The 16,649-nt window shown below is 47.9% G+C and carries 21 protein-coding genes and 1 riboswitch; of the genes, 14 read left to right on the top strand and 7 right to left on the bottom strand.

Annotated features, from left to right (window positions below; translation table 11 throughout):
- Positions 1–15 precede the first annotated feature (15 nt).
- The 7 genes from DWB64_RS00175 to asrA all read right to left on the bottom strand — a co-directional run bounded on the left by DWB64_RS00175 (position 16) and on the right by asrA (position 5,622).
- The gene (locus DWB64_RS00175) at positions 16–654 is read right to left on the bottom strand and encodes a hypothetical protein (RefSeq protein WP_129486152.1); all 639 of its coding nucleotides are present in this window, start codon (positions 652–654) and stop codon (positions 16–18) included.
- Positions 651–1,340, bottom strand: a complete 690-nt coding sequence (locus DWB64_RS00170) for an NAD(P)/FAD-dependent oxidoreductase (RefSeq protein WP_129486151.1) — start codon at positions 1,338–1,340, stop codon at positions 651–653. Before DWB64_RS00170 ends, DWB64_RS00175 begins: the two co-directional genes overlap by 4 nt.
- A 249-nt stretch (positions 1,341–1,589) precedes the next feature.
- Complete coding sequence (locus DWB64_RS00165) at positions 1,590–2,348, bottom strand: formate/nitrite transporter family protein (RefSeq protein ID WP_129486150.1); 759 nt, start codon at positions 2,346–2,348, stop codon at positions 1,590–1,592.
- A 2-nt stretch (positions 2,349–2,350) separates the two neighbouring features.
- Positions 2,351–2,818, bottom strand: coding sequence for a ferritin family protein (locus DWB64_RS00160; protein ID WP_129486149.1), 468 nt, complete (start codon positions 2,816–2,818; stop codon positions 2,351–2,353).
- Between the two features lie 10 nt (positions 2,819–2,828).
- The gene (gene asrC / locus DWB64_RS00155) at positions 2,829–3,803 is read right to left on the bottom strand and encodes a sulfite reductase subunit C (protein ID WP_129486148.1); all 975 of its coding nucleotides are present in this window, start codon (positions 3,801–3,803) and stop codon (positions 2,829–2,831) included.
- A 9-nt stretch (positions 3,804–3,812) separates the two neighbouring features.
- On the bottom strand, positions 3,813–4,607 hold the full coding sequence (asrB, locus tag DWB64_RS00150) for an anaerobic sulfite reductase subunit AsrB (RefSeq protein ID WP_129486147.1): 795 nt from the start codon (positions 4,605–4,607) through the stop codon (positions 3,813–3,815).
- The gene (asrA, locus tag DWB64_RS00145; protein ID WP_129486146.1) at positions 4,597–5,622 is read right to left on the bottom strand and encodes an anaerobic sulfite reductase subunit AsrA; all 1,026 of its coding nucleotides are present in this window, start codon (positions 5,620–5,622) and stop codon (positions 4,597–4,599) included. Before asrA ends, asrB begins: the two co-directional genes overlap by 11 nt.
- A 238-nt stretch (positions 5,623–5,860) precedes the next feature.
- Positions 5,861–6,042: riboswitch (cobalamin riboswitch) on the top strand.
- A gap of 125 nt (positions 6,043–6,167) precedes the next feature.
- Between asrA and DWB64_RS00140 the strand changes: the two genes are divergently transcribed.
- The 14 genes from DWB64_RS00140 to hemA are packed head-to-tail and all read left to right on the top strand — an operon-like array spanning position 6,168 to position 16,648.
- Positions 6,168–6,809, top strand: a complete 642-nt coding sequence (locus tag DWB64_RS00140) for a cobalt-precorrin-8 methylmutase (RefSeq protein WP_129486145.1) — start codon at positions 6,168–6,170, stop codon at positions 6,807–6,809.
- A gap of 1 nt (position 6,810) precedes the next feature.
- Positions 6,811–7,905, top strand: a complete 1,095-nt coding sequence (gene cbiD, locus DWB64_RS00135; RefSeq protein ID WP_129486144.1) for a cobalt-precorrin-5B (C(1))-methyltransferase CbiD — start codon at positions 6,811–6,813, stop codon at positions 7,903–7,905.
- Positions 7,902–8,501: a precorrin-6y C5,15-methyltransferase (decarboxylating) subunit CbiE gene (cbiE, locus tag DWB64_RS00130; protein ID WP_129486143.1), complete on the top strand. Its 600-nt coding sequence runs from the start codon at positions 7,902–7,904 to the stop codon at positions 8,499–8,501. The genes cbiD and cbiE overlap by 4 nt, the downstream gene beginning before the upstream one ends.
- Complete coding sequence (gene cbiT / locus DWB64_RS00125) at positions 8,491–9,057, top strand: precorrin-6Y C5,15-methyltransferase (decarboxylating) subunit CbiT (protein WP_129486142.1); 567 nt, start codon at positions 8,491–8,493, stop codon at positions 9,055–9,057. Before cbiE ends, cbiT begins: the two co-directional genes overlap by 11 nt.
- Positions 9,050–9,751: a precorrin-2 C(20)-methyltransferase gene (gene cobI, locus DWB64_RS00120; protein ID WP_129486141.1), complete on the top strand. Its 702-nt coding sequence runs from the start codon at positions 9,050–9,052 to the stop codon at positions 9,749–9,751. The genes cbiT and cobI overlap by 8 nt, the downstream gene beginning before the upstream one ends.
- Positions 9,748–10,497, top strand: a complete 750-nt coding sequence (gene cobM / locus DWB64_RS00115; RefSeq protein WP_206736630.1) for a precorrin-4 C(11)-methyltransferase — start codon at positions 9,748–9,750, stop codon at positions 10,495–10,497. Before cobI ends, cobM begins: the two co-directional genes overlap by 4 nt.
- Positions 10,481–11,503 (top strand): cobalt-precorrin 5A hydrolase, encoded by a 1,023-nt coding sequence (locus DWB64_RS00110; protein WP_129486140.1) that lies wholly within the window; start codon positions 10,481–10,483, stop codon positions 11,501–11,503. The genes cobM and DWB64_RS00110 overlap by 17 nt, the downstream gene beginning before the upstream one ends.
- Positions 11,500–12,219 (top strand): precorrin-3B C(17)-methyltransferase, encoded by a 720-nt coding sequence (gene cobJ / locus DWB64_RS00105; RefSeq protein WP_129486139.1) that lies wholly within the window; start codon positions 11,500–11,502, stop codon positions 12,217–12,219. The genes DWB64_RS00110 and cobJ overlap by 4 nt, the downstream gene beginning before the upstream one ends.
- Positions 12,216–12,962 (top strand): precorrin-6A reductase, encoded by a 747-nt coding sequence (gene cobK / locus DWB64_RS00100; protein ID WP_129486138.1) that lies wholly within the window; start codon positions 12,216–12,218, stop codon positions 12,960–12,962. Before cobJ ends, cobK begins: the two co-directional genes overlap by 4 nt.
- Positions 12,959–13,678, top strand: a complete 720-nt coding sequence (locus DWB64_RS00095; RefSeq protein ID WP_129486137.1) for an energy-coupling factor ABC transporter permease — start codon at positions 12,959–12,961, stop codon at positions 13,676–13,678. Before cobK ends, DWB64_RS00095 begins: the two co-directional genes overlap by 4 nt.
- Positions 13,668–13,940 carry an energy-coupling factor ABC transporter substrate-binding protein gene (locus tag DWB64_RS00090; protein WP_129486136.1) on the top strand — a complete coding sequence of 91 codons (273 nt, stop codon included), beginning with the start codon at positions 13,668–13,670 and terminating at the stop codon, positions 13,938–13,940. The genes DWB64_RS00095 and DWB64_RS00090 overlap by 11 nt, the downstream gene beginning before the upstream one ends.
- Positions 13,933–14,604: a cobalt ECF transporter T component CbiQ gene (gene cbiQ / locus DWB64_RS00085; RefSeq protein WP_129486135.1), complete on the top strand. Its 672-nt coding sequence runs from the start codon at positions 13,933–13,935 to the stop codon at positions 14,602–14,604. Before DWB64_RS00090 ends, cbiQ begins: the two co-directional genes overlap by 8 nt.
- Before the next feature lie 3 nt (positions 14,605–14,607).
- Positions 14,608–15,450, top strand: a complete 843-nt coding sequence (locus DWB64_RS00080) for an energy-coupling factor ABC transporter ATP-binding protein (protein WP_129486134.1) — start codon at positions 14,608–14,610, stop codon at positions 15,448–15,450.
- Complete coding sequence (hemA, locus tag DWB64_RS00075) at positions 15,404–16,648, top strand: glutamyl-tRNA reductase (protein WP_129486133.1); 1,245 nt, start codon at positions 15,404–15,406, stop codon at positions 16,646–16,648. Before DWB64_RS00080 ends, hemA begins: the two co-directional genes overlap by 47 nt.
- Position 16,649: the final 1 nt, after the last annotated feature.

The following is a 16,649-nucleotide window of genomic DNA, read 5'->3' as shown; positions in this document are numbered from 1 at the left end:
GCTTGTTTGTTTGAACTATCGTCTTGTGATGCTATGCTTTTGACCTAAGTCGTTAGTGAAGTCATAGGTGAACTCGCTGTTGGCGTTCTCGATAAAGGCCTTTGTGAATGCCGCCCTGAAGTCGTAGTAATCGGTCACAGTGATACGATCACCAACCCAGTATTTCTCATGGACACAGGCGACCACATCCCATTTGACCTTGTCCACAGTGTTTTCTGTGATGACATTCACCCTGTCGCAAGGCATGCCTTCAAGCAGGACGTCTCCTAGCGACTTGAACAGTTCAGGCGCCGTGTTGAGTTCGTTGTCGGACCTGTAGTTACCAAGCTCACGACCCTCAGATCCATAAGCGGTCAATACCGTTTTGATGAGTTCATCCTTAGGCATCACTGTCGCCGCAAAATCAAGCAGCATGGCCTGTCTTCCTTCGGTCTTAGTGATCTTGTCCTGTAGCCATCCGTGGATGTTTCCCTTATCGATCACCGATTCGAGGGGAGTATCGTTGATATAGTCTGAGATGGTGCTTCTCAGTTCGGCGGCTTTGGCCTGCACCGCTTCGTTGCCGATATTTTCTAGGATGTTCTTTTCGATATCTTCCATGATTTGAATTTTACCGTATAGCCAAAAGTGTACCGGTGCTAAGAATTTGCTCATTGTTTTTGTTCCTCCTGGATAAGTGTATAGCGTTCATAAACGCCTGTTTTAAAAGTTTCAAGGCTGATCCTGTCGATGTAGTCGCCAAGTTTTTCGCCCATGTCAGCGGTTTCACAGTAGTACAGATAGATCGCCTCGACCATGTCGAAGGCCTCTTGATCGTTCAGATTTTCAGCGATGTCGTCGGGAAGTCGCGGGTGGAATCCTGCGCTGCCGCCAGCCCTTATCACGTAGCCTTCGTCGTTTGCAAGTACGGCGATATCCTTTGAATTGGCGCTTGTACAGGAGTTCATACAACCGACCACTCCAATTTTCATACGGTTGGGTGTCGCAGCGCCGTAAAATCTCTTTTCTAGCTTCATGGCTAGCTTCATGCTGTTTTGTTTTGCCCGTTTACAAAACGAAGCGGGGCACATTTCGATGTTCTTTACAGAATACGGCGATACTACTCCGGGGTCCATGCCAAGGTCCTCCCAGGCTTTTTCCACATCTTCAGCAGAGATGCCTAAGATCGCTATCCTTTGACCGGATGTGATTTTAAGCGTGCCATGATATTTTTCAGCGGTTTCAGCGATTTTTCTCAGTTCATCCGGTGTCGCAAAACCACCGGCGATGCGAGGTGTGATCGCATAAGTTCTTTTATCACCTCTTGGTTTTTGTAGTACAGCATACTTCGGTAGACTCATATCTTAACTCCTTTCGAAGCGGTTGCTCTTTCTTTGATGGTCTTAGTTTACGATAGAACAAGTAATAAATCGGTAACGGATGTTACGCATGATAAAAACAATTGATATGTATTATCATTTAACTTATTATAACACAGGTTTCCTTATTTTTATGTGCGTCCAATGGCGATCAAAAACAAAAAGATCCCCTTTAGAAGGTAAAGAGCTGACGCTCTCTAGCAACTAAAGGAGATCTGTAATCGCCTACTTCTATTCTTTTCCTATAAAGTAATAGCTTGCTCCGATGACGATCGCTCCGCCTACGAAATTCCCGAGTGTGACAGGAATCAGGTTGGCGACAGCTCCAGATAAGGAAACAGTCGCCGCATGAGGTGCGAAGAGGCTGATCGAGAAGAGTGTCATATTTGCGATACTGTGCTCGAATCCAGAAGTGATGAATGCGAAAAGGCACCACCAGATCATGATCAGCTTCGCGGTTTCCTCTTTCAGCTTCATGGCTGCAAAGACCGCCAGACAGACGAGCATGTTACATAGGACTCCTTTGAAAAAGAGCTCCGAGAAGCTTCCTGCCATCTTGGCAGCGGATACCTTGTTGATAAAATCGAGCACGCCGCCACTTGCAAGGCCAGCAAGTACGAAAGTCAGTCCGACTGCGATACTGCCTAGCAGATTGCCAGTATAGGATACAAGCCATACCTTAAGGCTGTCGATCCAAGTCACACGTTTATTAAGTGAAGCGACCGTCATGATCATATTGTTTCCTGTGAACAGCTCGCTGCCGATCATGATCACAAGGCTTAGTGCGATACCGAATGATGCGCCCATCAGTGTTTTCTTAAAGGGAGAGTCTCCGATGGTGCCGCCGATTGAAAAGATGAGGATGATCCCCAGCCCTACAAAGATGCCGGCCATCGCAGATAAAAGAAGATAGCGCATCGGGTTCTTTTTAAGAATGCCGATCTTTCCTTCAGCGGCAAGTGAGAATTTTTCTACCATTTCCTTGTACATGCTTACGCTCCTTCAATATAGTTGTAAAGGTATTTTAAATGCGAACGCTCTTCAGCGATCAGCCTGTCGATGATGTGGTGGTGGTCAGAGGGGATGAGTGTTCTGATTTCTATGAGGAAAAGAATCGCATCCTTTTCAAGGGTCACAGCCAAATCGAAAGCAGCCTCGAAGTCATCCATATGTTCGCTGTTTCTGTTGATTTTCATAAATCTGACCGCATTTTTTAAGATGCTCTTCAGATAGTCGGTGTAGTCTTCATCGAGTTCCGATCCGGGATAGGTCACCGCTTCTTCTTTAAATCCTTCAAAGATATGTTTGTGTTTGAGTTCCATTTCGGCAAGCGTAGTGAAATATTCCTTAAGGGAACTGTTAGTTGTGTTCAGAGCAAGTCTTTGATAATTTTCATTACCAAAGGTCTCCAGTTCGATCATCATGTTCAGTAGATCTTCGAGTACGAATGTTTCTTTCATGGGCTCCTCCTTAAAAGTTCAATCCGTCCTTATACCAGTATCCGTTCCACTGGATGGACTCAGCGACTTGTGCCTCCGGGTTGATTTCGATGCCTTCTAGGACTTCGCGCTTAAAGGTATGGTAGCCGACCCTATCGACGATATAGCCGATATGTTCTTTTGGAAGGCTTTTATCGATATAGCGCTCTACAAAGGCATAGGTGTTCTCAATCACTCTTATCATGGTCTCGCGGTCGCCCCATTTGATAAAGGGCATTGCGATACGCGGATTTCGTTTACCGGTGCGGCCCATGATCACCATTCTAAATAGCTTCTGATCACCTCTAGTCCATGCTCCTGTAGGGCATTTGAGAATGCATTCACCGCAGCCGATGCATTTTTCGTGATCCCTTTCCACATTGAACTCGTTCATAACAAGCGCGCCTGTGACTTTCTTTTTACAGTTTGTCACACACGCCTCACAGCTTACGCATCTTGAAACGTCGTATTGGGGCTCTGTGATGCAGATGATGCCGAAGTCCTGCATATGGGCCTTGATGCAGTCGTTCGGGCAACCCGTGACAGCCACCTTGAAGTGCAGGTTGTTGGGGTAGATCCTTTTTTCGATTTCTTTTGCCATATCTGTCGTATCGTCATTTGCAAAGGGGCAGACCCTGTCGCCTACGCACGCCGAGATGTTTCTTGTTCCAGCTGCTGGGTAGCCGCCTGAATCGACCTCGATCGCAAGATCTAAGGATTCAAGTAGAGGCAGGATCTTTTTGTTGATGGCTTCCATATGTTCAAAGTCGATACCTGGAACTTCGAAGCCTTGACGTGCTGTCAGGTGAACGGTTCCGTTGCCGTAGGTTTGTGCGATTTCCTGTATCAGGGTGAAATGCTTGGCATCTAGGTGTCCACCAGGAACCCTGATCCTAAGCGCGGTCTTGCCCCTTACTTTTGTGATACGGTAGGCGTTCTTGGTTATTTTTTTTCTATCTACACTCATGTGAGCCTCCTAATCCAAAAGCTTGACGGCGGTCGTATAGTTGAAGACCGGACCTTCAAGGCAAACATAGGTTTCATCAATCTTACAGTGGCCGCATTTACCGATGCCGCAGCTCATGTTCCTTTCAAAGGAGACGGTGATGTTCTGTGGCAGGTAACCCGCCTTAAGGAGTGCGAGTGTTGTGAATTTCATCATCATCGGCGGTCCGACGACGATGGCTTCTGTTTTTTCTATATCATAGCCCTCGAGTGTGGGGATATGCTCTGTTACAAGTCCGACCTTGCCGTTCCAAGGCTTGTCTGGCTGCTTGTCGACGGTGACAGTTACCTCATGGTCTTGGCTCCATCTTTTCAAAGCGTCTTCAAACAGCACATCATCAGGTGATTTGAATCCTATAAGCGCCCGTGTGGAATTTGTTTTTATCTCGCCGCTAGTGAGTTTTTCAATCACGTTCTTCACAGGTGCGAGTCCGGTTCCTCCAGCGATGATCACCACATGTTTATCAACGTACTTGGACAACTCGAAACCGTTGCCGTAGGGGCCTCGCATAAAGAGCGAATCGCCTGCCTCAAGGTTGAAGATGGCATCGGTGAGTCTGCCGACCTTTCTGATGGTCATATCAAGGCTTCCGTCCCTGAAATCACTGATCGAGATAGGAGCTTCACCCACACCGGGGATCGAAAGCTGCATAAACTGACCGCCTACAAGCGGACCGTCGTATTTAACGGTATAGGTCCAGTCGATCTCGGTTTCCTTGACGATCGAAAGAATCTCAAATGGAAATGCCAGATACTCATTTTTCATGCTTGACCTCCTGGATGATTTTTGCGACCTTGTTGATCGACTTTGAAAACGAGATGTACTCGGGACAGACATCGTCGCATCTGCCGCATCCGACGCACATATGCTTATCGAATCGCTTGTTGAAATCGTAGACCTTGTGCATCAGCTTGAACCTCATGCGTTCGCCGTTTTTGTCCCTGAAGGAATGACCGCCCGCCATGTCGCTGAAACCTTTGATGTGACAACCGGCCCAGCGTCTTCTTCGTTCTGAAAGCATCTTTTCGTCATCGGTAAAGACATCCTGCATGGTAAAGCAGCTACAAGTGATGCACGACGTGTTGCATCTGCCGCATGCGATGCATCTTGAGGTATATTCCTTCCACATCTCGTGACCGAACACTTGGTTCAGATCGACACCTTCAAAATCGGGTAGTTCGACTTTTGTCTTATTGCTTTTGACAAAATCGAGTTCAAAATCCTCATTCGCTCCAAAGGAGTATCCATCAGGAACAAGTGTCTCATCTTTTATGTCTAGGGTGATGGAATCACCGCTGTACTTAAGCGCCATGTCATAGGAATCTACCTTGTTTGTTCCCATACTCACGCAGAAACAGCTATCAAAGCCTTCTGTACATTCGATCACAGCGAATTTTACCAGTTTGCGTCTTCTTTCATAGTAAAAATCCTTGCTGACTCCGTTGTTGAAGAAAATCTGGTCCAAACGGTCTATTCCGTTCAGGTCGCAAGGCCTAAGAAGAATGAGCATGGGCTTTTGATCGACTTCTGGTACGAATGCCTCTTTTCCTACAAATCTGAATAGTGTCTCTCGAATAGGATAAAAAATCTCTTTTGGTGAAAAATAGCTTTTCTCGCTCCAAATGATCTGATCAGCTCCGCTGACCTCATCATAGGTAATCAGGTCAAGATCGGCCAGTTTGTTCTTGTTCGCCTTCACTACAGGCGCGAACACGCGATGTGTCGCACTCAGCGCAGCAAGATAGCGATCAAACATTTCGTGTGACAGCTGGTATGCCATGGATAGCCTCCTCATGTCGAAAGGTCGACGATTTGTTAATATCGTATCAATTGTACCCCTTACGGTTAAAGTTATCCGTAACCCAGGTTACCAAAATAAAAAAAAGACAAAGTCAAAGGGTGAATGGAGAACAGGCATGACAAGGTCATGATGGATTTTCATGGAATCCTATCAAAAAATGGAATAGGTCTTGCATTTAAGGAGCATCTCACTTATCATTGGAATTGATTAAAAGGAAAATTAAATACGAACATTAGGTCATCAGAGATGATGTGAAAAGGGAATGAGGTAAAAGCCTCAGCAGCCCCCGCTACTGTAAAGGAAGACGAACGCCGAAACGTGCCACTGGTTAACACCGGGAAGGCAGGCTAGTAGAATGATACCTGAGCCAGGAGACCTGCCTAATGTAAAGATTCATGCGACTTCGGAGGGAGGTTGGCTGTTTAAGCACATTTTTGTGATTACAACCAGTCCACTTCGGACTGGTTTTTTTATGTTGTTTTTATAGTGGAAAAAACGCAAAAACACGTTGAAAGGATAGGGAGATGACTTACATAAAGAGCCCCATGGGCATTGAAAACGGAAGCTTTGAGATAATATCGCAGGAACTCACAGACATGTTCGGCAAAGTTTCTTTTGAAAGTGAGGTCCACGAACAGATCGTGAAGCGTGCCATCCATACCGCAGCGGATTTCGACTACTTCAAGAATATCAGAATCAGCGACGGGGTGATTGATAGGATCTTAGAAGGACTTAAGGGCGGTCTTACCATCTATACGGATACGACAATGGTCCTATCCGGTATCAACAAGAGGACGCTTCATGCCTTAGGCTGCGACATCAAGTGTCTCATAGCCGATGAAAGGACTTTCAAGCTTGCTGAGAAAGGCAATATGACAAGATCCATGGCGGCAGTAGATCTGGCTTTCGACTTGCCTGGTCAAAAACTCTTTGTCATCGGAAACGCACCTACAGCACTATTTAGAATCATGGAACACTATGACGAGCGCAGTGATGAACTGGTGGGTGTCGTAGGAGTTCCTGTCGGTTTTGTAGGTGCCGCGGAATCGAAGGATGAGCTGCACGCGTCAAATCTACCCCATATCACAGCACTTGGAAGAAAAGGTGGTTCGAATGTCGCAGCGGCGATTGTCAACGCGATGCTTTATCACCTGAGAAGAGATTAAGATGCTTGGAACGGTAAATGTGGACGGAAAGGCGTTGAGAATGGGTTATACGACGGGCACGACAGCGACAGCTGCCGCAGTTGCGGCGGCAAGAAGGCTTGTATACGGTGTGGTTGAAGCGTCGGTTGAGGTGAGATTACCTGCCGGCAGCACGTTAAGCATCGATGTCCAAACGGTAGCTGTGGACCAGCAGACCATCAAGGGAATCGCCATTAAAGATGGCGGAGACGATATCGATGTCACCCACGGACTGGCGATAGAGGCCACGGTGAGATTGACTTCTACAGGTAGGATAGAGCTACTCTGTGGTGAAGGTGTGGGCGTGGTTACAAAACCTGGACTTAGCGTTGAGGTAGGCATGCCGGCGATCAATCCTACACCAAGAAAGATGCTGATGGAGCACCTTTTGGAGTTCTTAGGCGACTGCGGTGGACTTGAGGTATGCCTGTCTGTGCCTGGCGGACTGGAAGCATCTAAAAAGACATTCAATCCAAAACTGGGCATCCTAGGCGGTATCTCTATTATAGGAACAACAGGCATCGTCGTTCCCATGAGCGAGGAGGCCTTCAAGTCGGCGCTCGCTGTGGAACTGAGGCAGTGTGTCGCCTTAGGAAAAAGGGAACTTGTATTCGTATTCGGAAACTACGGCTTCGACTATGCGAGGACGCTCGGCTACGGCGAACACGAGATCATAAGGACCAGCAATTTTATCGGTCATATGCTCGATGAGGCAAGGCTATTAGGGATAAGAAAAGTGGTGCTGATCGGAAATATAGGAAAGCTTGTCAAAGTGACTGGAGGCATCTTCCACACCCATTCGAGGGTGAGTGACGCAAAGCGTGAGATAATCACCGCGAACCTTGCGATGATGAAGGCTCCCTTTGAGCTGCTTTTGAAGGTGGAAGCGTCAAACACGACAGAAGAAGCGGTGACGCATATCAGGGAATATAGATATGAGGCGGTTTTCAAAAGGCTTGCAGACCGGGCGAAAGATAGAATGCTTGAAAGAACCTACGGCGAGATGGATGTGGAAGTGATCATGTTCAGCGACAAGAAGACCTTTCTGGCTAAGACCTTTGAAGGAGAACTACGATGAAGTTGACAGTTGTAGGAGTAGGACCTGCGGGTGATTCGATGATCACACTTGCAGGACAAAGAGCCGTAGAATCCGCGACCCTTCTGATAGGGTCTAAGAGGCAGCTGAGAATGTTTTGCGGGCACACTGCGAAAACAGTCGAGATAAACGGCAGGACCAGTGAGATCATCGCATGCGTCGAAGCCAACAAAAATGAAAGAATCGTCATCCTCGCAAGCGGTGACCCCTTGCTGTTTGGAATAGGCAAAGGGATCAGAGAGCGCTATGAAAAGGTGGAGATCATCAGCGGAATCAGTTCGCTTCAGTATATCTTTACAAAAATACCGGTGGACATGAACGAGGTCTTCTTTACGAGCACCCATGGAAGAAGATTGGATTTCGAGTCGCTAAAAATCCATCAGAAAATTGCCATGGTGACAGACAAGGTAAACCACCCCGGCATCATCGCAAAAGCGTTCTTAGGAGAACCGGTGACGGTGTATATCGGCACGGACTTAGGCTATGAAAGCGAGTCTGTCGTGATGGGGAAACCGGAAGAATTTTGTGAGTTCAAAAAGGAAGGCATGCATGTTGTGGTGATTCATTATGAGAGATAGCCGGTTTATCAGAGGAAAAGTGCCGATGACAAAGGAAGAGGTACGGGCGGTCGCACTGTCAAAGCTTGACCTGGCAGACGGCCACAGGATGCTTGATATCGGTGCCGGAACAGGATCGATAGGCATAGAGGCCAAACTTGTCTATAGTCACTTGCAAGTGACGGCGATCGAAAGAAACCCAGAGGCTGTGGCGCTCATAAACGAGAACTGCAGACATTTTGGCGTGAGCCTTGACATCCTAGAGGGAAAGGCGCCTCATCTGAGCGTCGAAGGAGATTTCGACAGGTTCTTTGTCGGAGGCACTGGAGGCAATGTAAAGGCCATCATCAAGTGGATGCAGGATATCGCAAGGCTCAACAGCCAGGTGGTGATGACCTTCATCACCCTTGAGCAGTTCGCAGAAACTCTCCTCTACCTAAAGGAGCTGAAGATAAGCTGTGAGGTGAGTCAGATACATGTATCGAAGTCTGAGGGACTTGGTCCCTTCACTTACCTTAAGCCTAACAACCCGACATTTATGATCTGTTTCACATTAAAAGGAGAGTCACATGAGTAAATTCTATGGTATCGGAGTAGGACCGGGAAATCCCGAGCTCCTGACGATAAAGGCTGTAAACATATTGAAGACGGTGGATGTGATCCTGGTCCCAACCGCGAAAAAGGGGCTTGAATCCCTAGCGCTTCGCATAGCAAAACCCTACATAAAAGAAGGAATTCGAATAGAGGAAAGAACCTTTCCGATGGTGGTGGACCTCGAAGTCAAGGAAAAAGCATGGGACAGCATCTCCTCAGAAATCGAGACTTGGGTCAAGGAAGGATTAAGGGTCGCCTTTCTGACGCTTGGCGATACCATGACCTATGCCACCTACATCTACCTGCTTGAGCGGTTAATGGGAAGGATCGAAATCGAGACGGTTCCTGGAATCACAAGTTATCAGGGAGTGGCATCTTCAACGAACACACCGCTTGTCGTTGACGACATGAGCATGTGCGTCGTTTCATGCAACATACCGCTTGAAGAGATCAGACGCCGGGTAAGGACCGAGGATTCACTGGTGCTGATGAAGCTAAGCCTGCAATTTAAAGAAATCATCGCGATGCTTATAGAAGAAGGAGTCGCACCTTTCACAAGACTTGTAAGCCATGCCACTCAGGAAGAAGAAGTGGTCTATGAGGATTTAAGCACTATTACAGACGAACGTATATCGTACTTTTCTACGATTGTGATCAATAAGAGGTGGACATCATGAGTATCGTATTTGTTGGAGCAGGACCGGGAGCTGTAGACCTTATCACCCTTAGAGGGCATAACCATTTAAAAGAGGCGGACTGTGTGGTCTATGCGGGTTCGCTTGTAAATCCCAAACTGCTTGATTACTGCAAGGCGGGCTGCGCAATCTTTGACAGTGCCACCATGACCATGGAGGAAATCATCGAGACCCTTACAAAATACAGCAGTGAGGGCAAGCGTGTCGTGAGGCTGCATACGGGAGACTTCTCTCTTTTCGGATCACTCAGGGAACAGATGGAGTGTCTGATCGAACTAGGTCATACCTTCGAGCTGGTACCTGGCGTATCCAGCTTTTTAGGGGCGGCTTCTGCGATAAGGGCCGAGTACACGGTGCCTGAGATTTCACAAAGTCTGATCATCACAAGAATCGCGGGACGTACTCCTGTGCCCGATAAGGAAAGCATCGAGTCCTTTGCAAGGCATCAGACGTCGATGGTGATTTTCTTGTCAGCCAACAGGGTCGAGGATGTCACAAAGTCGCTTATGGCTGGCGGTTACCCGGCGGACACTCCTGCGGCTGTCGTCTACAAGGCGACCTGGCCTGAGGAGCAGATCGTAAAAGGAACGCTGACAACGCTTCATGAGCTAGTGGAGGAGGCGGGAATCACCAAAACCGCCCTAATCATGGTAGGACAGTTTTTAGGCAGCGCCTATAACTTTTCAAAACTATACGACAAGGACTTTAAACATGAGTACAGAAAATAGGACGGTCTGCATCGTTCTTACTGCAGGCGGAGTCAGGCTGGCAGAAGTGCTGAAACGCTCTACGGACTGCACGGTCGTATCGACAAAAGCCCTTGAAGGAGTCGATCGAATCGAACCGGACTTTAAGACGCTTGTGAAAGAAGCCTGGCTCAACTTTGACCATATGATCTTCTTCTGCTCCCTAGGAATCGTAGTAAGAAGCATCGCAGGTCTTATGGAGTCGAAATTCACAGATCCCGCCGTGCTTGCTGTAGATGAGCAGGGAACCTTCTGCATCAGCGTGCTATCAGGGCACGTGGGTGGGGCAAATAAGTTGTGTGAAAGGGTAGCGGCTGACCTAGGCGCGGTGCCTGTCGTCACTACGGCTACCGACCGAAAAGGACTTGCCTCCCTTGACATGCTTATGCTTAAGGAAGGAATAAACCCTAAATATTACAGGGATGAGATCGTAAGGGTCAACAGCGAGCTTGTATCTGGAAAGCAGGTTATGATCTTCACTCAAGACAGTCTCACCACCGACGGACCTGGATTTCTGATCAGGTCCATCGGTGAGGCGAAAAAGAACAGCACGGGAATCTGGTGGCACTCCTCAGCTCCACCGGAGGAACTCTCCCATCTGATCTGGATCGAAACGCCTAGTCTCACACTTGGCTTCGGCTGTAAAAAAGACAAGTCCGAGGATCAGATCAGGCTAGCGGTAGATAGTTTTTTAAGTGAAAACAAGCTGCATCTAAGACAAATAAGAAACATCGCCACAATCGACATCAAAGCGGTCGAGCCTGGACTTATAAACTATGCGAAAAACGAAAAGCTTATTATCGATGTCATCGATAGGGACTTGATCAAGGCGATGGAAACGGAGTTTGAAGGATCCGACTTTGTTGAAAGTACAATCGGCATAAGGGCAGTCGCAGAGCCCTGTGCGGTCCTGGGATCTAGGGGAAGGCTGCTCACCACTAGATACGCGTTTGAAGGCGTCACACTCGCCATTGGAGGAATAAAATGATTCATGTTGTTGGAATTGGTCCGGGTAAACTAGAGGCGATCACCGCTGAGGCGCTGACCGCTATCGAAAAGTGCGATGTCATCGTCGGTTACAAAACCTATATCGATCTTATCGCAAACATCATCGGACAAAAGCAAATTGTTCAAAACGGAATGAAAAAAGAAGTGGAAAGATGTAGAATGGCTGTTGAGCTTGCTGCGACTGGAAAATCTGTGGCGGTGATCTCAAGCGGCGATGCCGGAGTCTATGGCATGGCAGGCCTTGTCCTTGAGCTATGTGTGGATACGGATATCGAGGTGAACATCATCCCAGGTGTCACAGCAAGTTCTGCGGCAGCGGCTCTTGCCGGCGCACCGCTGATGCACGACTACTGCCATATTTCACTGAGCGACCTTCTGACTCCGCTCGAGCTGATCAGAAAAAGAATAAGATATGCCACGCTCGGAGAGTTTGTCATGTGCTTTTATAATCCACGGTCAAAGGGCAGGCCTAACCACTTAAAGGATGCCTTTGACATCATCAGGGAGCATTCGGGTACCGATCTTGCCGTGGTGATCGTCAAGGACGCCTATAGAGAGGGTCAAGAGGTGATCAGAACGACACTAGACACAGTCGATTACGAGGTGGTGGATATGACCTCCATGGTCATTGTCGGCAATCCCGCGACGATACATGTCGGTGGCAAGACCATCACCCCAAGGGGCTATCATCTATGATTCTGATTGTCGGAGGCACGTCCGATGCCAACCGGCTTGCAGGCGGCATCGCCCAAAATGGGGATGCCTACATCATGACCGTCACGACCGAAACGGGTAGAAAAATGGCTGAGAACTGCGGTATCGATGCGGTTGTCCATCCCTTTACCCCCGAGAAGATCAAGCGGTTCATTTTGGATCACGGCGTGGACGTGGTGCTAGACGCATCACACCCCCACGCGGGAGAGATAAGCAGACAATTGATAGAGGCCTGCTGTACTATGGATATCCTTTACATAAGGTACGAAAGGAAGCAGACCGGACTCACCGAAGAGGGAAATCAATATGTCGTAGACAGCATGGAAGATGCGGCAAGCCTCGCACCTACCTTGGCAAAGCGGATTCTCGTAACAGGAAGCAAACATGCTGCGCTGTGGGAAGCTACGGCCTGCACAGTCATCTACAGGGTGCTGCCCACATCGGAGGTGCTCAGAGAGCTAGAAAGCCTGCATGTGGGGATGGACCGCATCCTCGCGCAAAAAGGTCCTTTCAGCTTTGATCAGAACAGGACCACGCTGGTAGATTTTGACATCGATGCGCTTGTGATGAAAGAAAGCGGCACGACCTCTTTGACAGGTGAAAAGATCCGCGCGGCAAGGTCGCTTGGAATTCCCTGTATTGTCGTTAGAAGACCTGTTATTGACTATCCCAACTGCTACAGCACGGATGAAGAGATTTTAAACGTATTGGAGGAAGTCAAATGAGACAAAAGATAAAGGTAACACTGAGCCTCATGTTCCTATCGGTGCTGACCTCGGTCAGTGCGATGCACATCACAGAAGGTTTCCTACCGATCAAGTGGGCGGCATTTTGGTCTATCGTCATGCTTCCTATCTTTTTTTACGGACTGAAGAAGGTCGACAAGGTGCTTAAGGAAGACAGCAAGAACAAACTTCTGATAGGTGTCATCGCAGCCTTCGCCTTTACCCTGTCCTCACTGAAGATGCCTTCTGTGATGGGATCGAGCTCGCATCCTACGGGTGTGGGACTTGGAGCGATTTTATTCGGGCCCGGCGTCATGGTGATCGTAGGGATCGCAGTACTGATTTTTCAGACTCTTCTTCTTGCGCATGGCGGAATCACGACCCTTGGAGCGAATAGCTTCTCCATGGCCTTTGCTGGTCCGCTGGTCAGTTACTGGATCTACAAGGGCCTAAAAAAAATAAGGTGTCCTGAAAGCGTGCGGGTATTCATGGCTGCGACCCTCGGCAACTGGGCGACCTATGTCGTAACCTCCCTGCAGCTGGCGCTCGCCTACCCCGACCAGTCCTTAGGGATCATGGGGTCCTTCACCAAGTTTTTAGGCGTATTCGCTGTATCACAAGTTCCAATCGCGATTGTCGAAGGGATGCTGACGATTGTGATCTTCAACTATATCGCACAGGCAAAACGTAGCGGAGGTGGTTTAAATGAAACGTAATGTGATGATAACGCTGCTTTTGATGTTGTCGCTTGTCGCCATCACGACCTACATCGCTTTGAACGCGGACTTTGTAGGAACAGACGATCTGGCGACAGAAACAATCCTATCGATCGACAGTCATTATGTCCCATGGTTCACTTCCTTCTTTGAACCTAGCGAATCGGGCGAACTGTTCTTCTTTATCTTTCAGGGAATAGCAGGTTCTGTTGTGATGGCGGTGTGCCTTCACTTCTACGGTAAAAGAGGTCGACGTGCTTAGTACGGATTTTTATGCGAATAATCACCCTTGGCGCGATGTGAATACAGGTGCCAAGGCTTTTTACTGTTTCTTATGCTTCACCCTCAGTTTTATTTGGCCGGGTCTGCCCGTCCTTGGCGCTCTCATCCTCCTTTCCTTAGGTATCCTTTCAAGAAGCAGACACTTCAAGCTGAAACGGGTGCTTAAGTCGTGGTCAGGTGTGCTTGCCTTTTTAAGTGTCGGCAGCTTAGGGGTCGCAGTCGGCTATGGGCTATCGGAGGAAGCCATGCTCCTCAGCGCTGCCTTTGGCAAGGGTTACATCGGCATCTACTCGAGTGGACTGTCCTTGGGGCTTAAGCTGGTGTTTAGAAGCATGGCCTGCTTTACCGCACTTTACACCTACATCAACATCACGCCGATGAAGCATACGATGGATCTGTTTAAAAAGCTGAAGGTTCCCGGTGTTTTTCTTGAAATCCTCGAGATCAGCTACCGCTTCATCTTCATTTTCATCGCCGAGGCGGGTGTGATCTACCAGTCGCAGAAGATGAGGCTTGGCTACTGCAGCAAAAGGACTTCGATCAGGTCCCTTGGAATCATGGTCGGCGCCCTGTTTGTCAGAGTGTTTGACAAGACGGATAAGATGCACACGAGCATCGTACTTAGACTAGGTGAGGACCATTAAGAAATGATAAAACTCAAAAATGTGAGCTTTACCTATCAAACTGGGGTAAAAGCCATAAATGACGTAACTATTGATACCGATAAAGGCTCGATTATCGGTATAATTGGAGCTAACGGGGCCGGGAAATCGACAGTCATGAAACTGATGCTCGGGGTGCTTAGGCCACAAAACGGTCAAATCACCTTGGCTGGAGAAAAAATCACCTATAAGAGGAAAGCCTTGAACGAACACCATAAAAAAGTAGGAATGGTCTTTCAAAACCCGGATGATCAGGTCCTCTTGAACACCGTTTTCGAGGACGTCGCCTACGGATGTCATAATCTTCATCTACAGGATGGCATCATCGAGAGCAGGGTGAAATCCGCACTGAAGGAGGTGGACCTAGTCGGCTTTGAAGAACGTTTTGTCCAGTATTTGAGTTTCGGTGAAAAAAAACGTGTTGCCATAGCAGGCATTTTAGCCATGGGACATGATATGATATTGATGGATGAACCCACAGCGGGTCTCGATCCCCATGGTAGACAGGAAATGATCCGTCTTATCAAAAAGCTCTCAGAGGAGGGCAAGAAGATTTTAATCTCCTCACACGACATGGACCTTATCCATGAGGTGTGCAATCATCTGTATCTGCTCAGCAGAGGGAGTGTGACATGTGAAGGGTCACCAGAGCATGTATTCGACCATACGCACCTCATTGAGGAGGCGAAACTGGAACTGCCTTGGCTGATGCTTATCAAACGTGTCATGGGAAAACATTCCTTTAAGAATAAAGCTGAATTTTTACAAGTTGGAGGAAACGATGAACATAGCGGTCATTGGATTAAATCATCAGACAGCACCTGCTGAAATCAGGGAAAGAGCCGTATTGACGGACTCAGGTAAAATAGAAATGATGACAACCCTCCTTGATGAAGGAATTCATGAGGTGGTTGTTTTAAATACATGCGGACGCAGCGAATGTTATATCGCCATGTCAAAGGAGCATCTGATAGAGGGTATCGAGCTTGTAAAAGACTATTATCAGTCGCTCCTTCATACCGAGGAAACGGGCTATCTTTATCAAAAAACCGGTTCAGACGCCATCGAACATATGGTACAGGTAGCTGTGGGACTTGATTCTATTGTACTCGGGGAGGACCAGATCATCGGTCAGATGAAAAACGCCTATGACATGGCAAGGGAACACGGTGCGACGAAAAGGATCTTAAACGTTCTTTTCAGAGATGCGATCTCAAGCGCTAAAGAAATCAAAACCGCCCTCAAAATCTCTGAGATCCCCCTGTCGCTCAGCTATATCGGAGTGAAGCTTGTGGATGAGAAGGTGGGTCTTAAAGGTAAAAAAGTATTGGTCGTCGGACTTGGTGAAATGGGACGTCTTGCGCTGGAGAACGCTGTGGCACTTGGAGCACATGTCTTTGCAACCAGCCGTAACCAGCTTAAAAACGAGGAGTATCTGTCTAAGTATCCTCAGATATGCTGGGTAGATTACGACGAAAAAGTGGAAGCGGTCAAGGGAATGGACTGTCTGATCAGCGCCACAGCCGCACCGCATACCATCTTCATAAAGGAGGATTTCGCCGATATTCCTTCAAAGCTTCATATTTTAGACCTTTCTCTACCAAGAGATGTGGACATTCGTGTGAAGGAGCTTGAGGGTATAGAGCTGACCAACATCGATACCATACAATCAGAAGCCAAGAAGAACGAGAAGAAAAGAGAAGAACTGATCCTAAAAGCCCATACCCTTGTAGGCGAGAAAGTAGCCCTGCTTTTCAAGTGGCTTGAAAAAACGAAGGTGCACGAAACGCTCAAGGACTTAGGCACGATGATAAACGACATCCATTCAGACTCCATGGAGTACCTCAACACCAAGCTGACGATCAGCAGGCATGAGATGGTGGTCATTGAAAAGACGATGAAATCCGCCCTAAAAAGAGTGGTACGAAATCCGATCCTGAACCTGAAGGCGATCGAGGATGAAACCACAAGGGAGCAGATGGTCGTTCTTCTGTCAAAACTGTTTTCGAGCGACTGGGAGGCTTGAT

This window comes from Fusibacter sp. A1, assembly GCF_004125825.1.
Taxonomy (GTDB): domain Bacteria; phylum Bacillota; class Clostridia; order Peptostreptococcales; family Acidaminobacteraceae; genus QQWI01.
The sequence above is the reverse complement of the archived record's forward strand: the minus strand, read 5'-3'. Positions and strand labels throughout refer to the sequence as shown.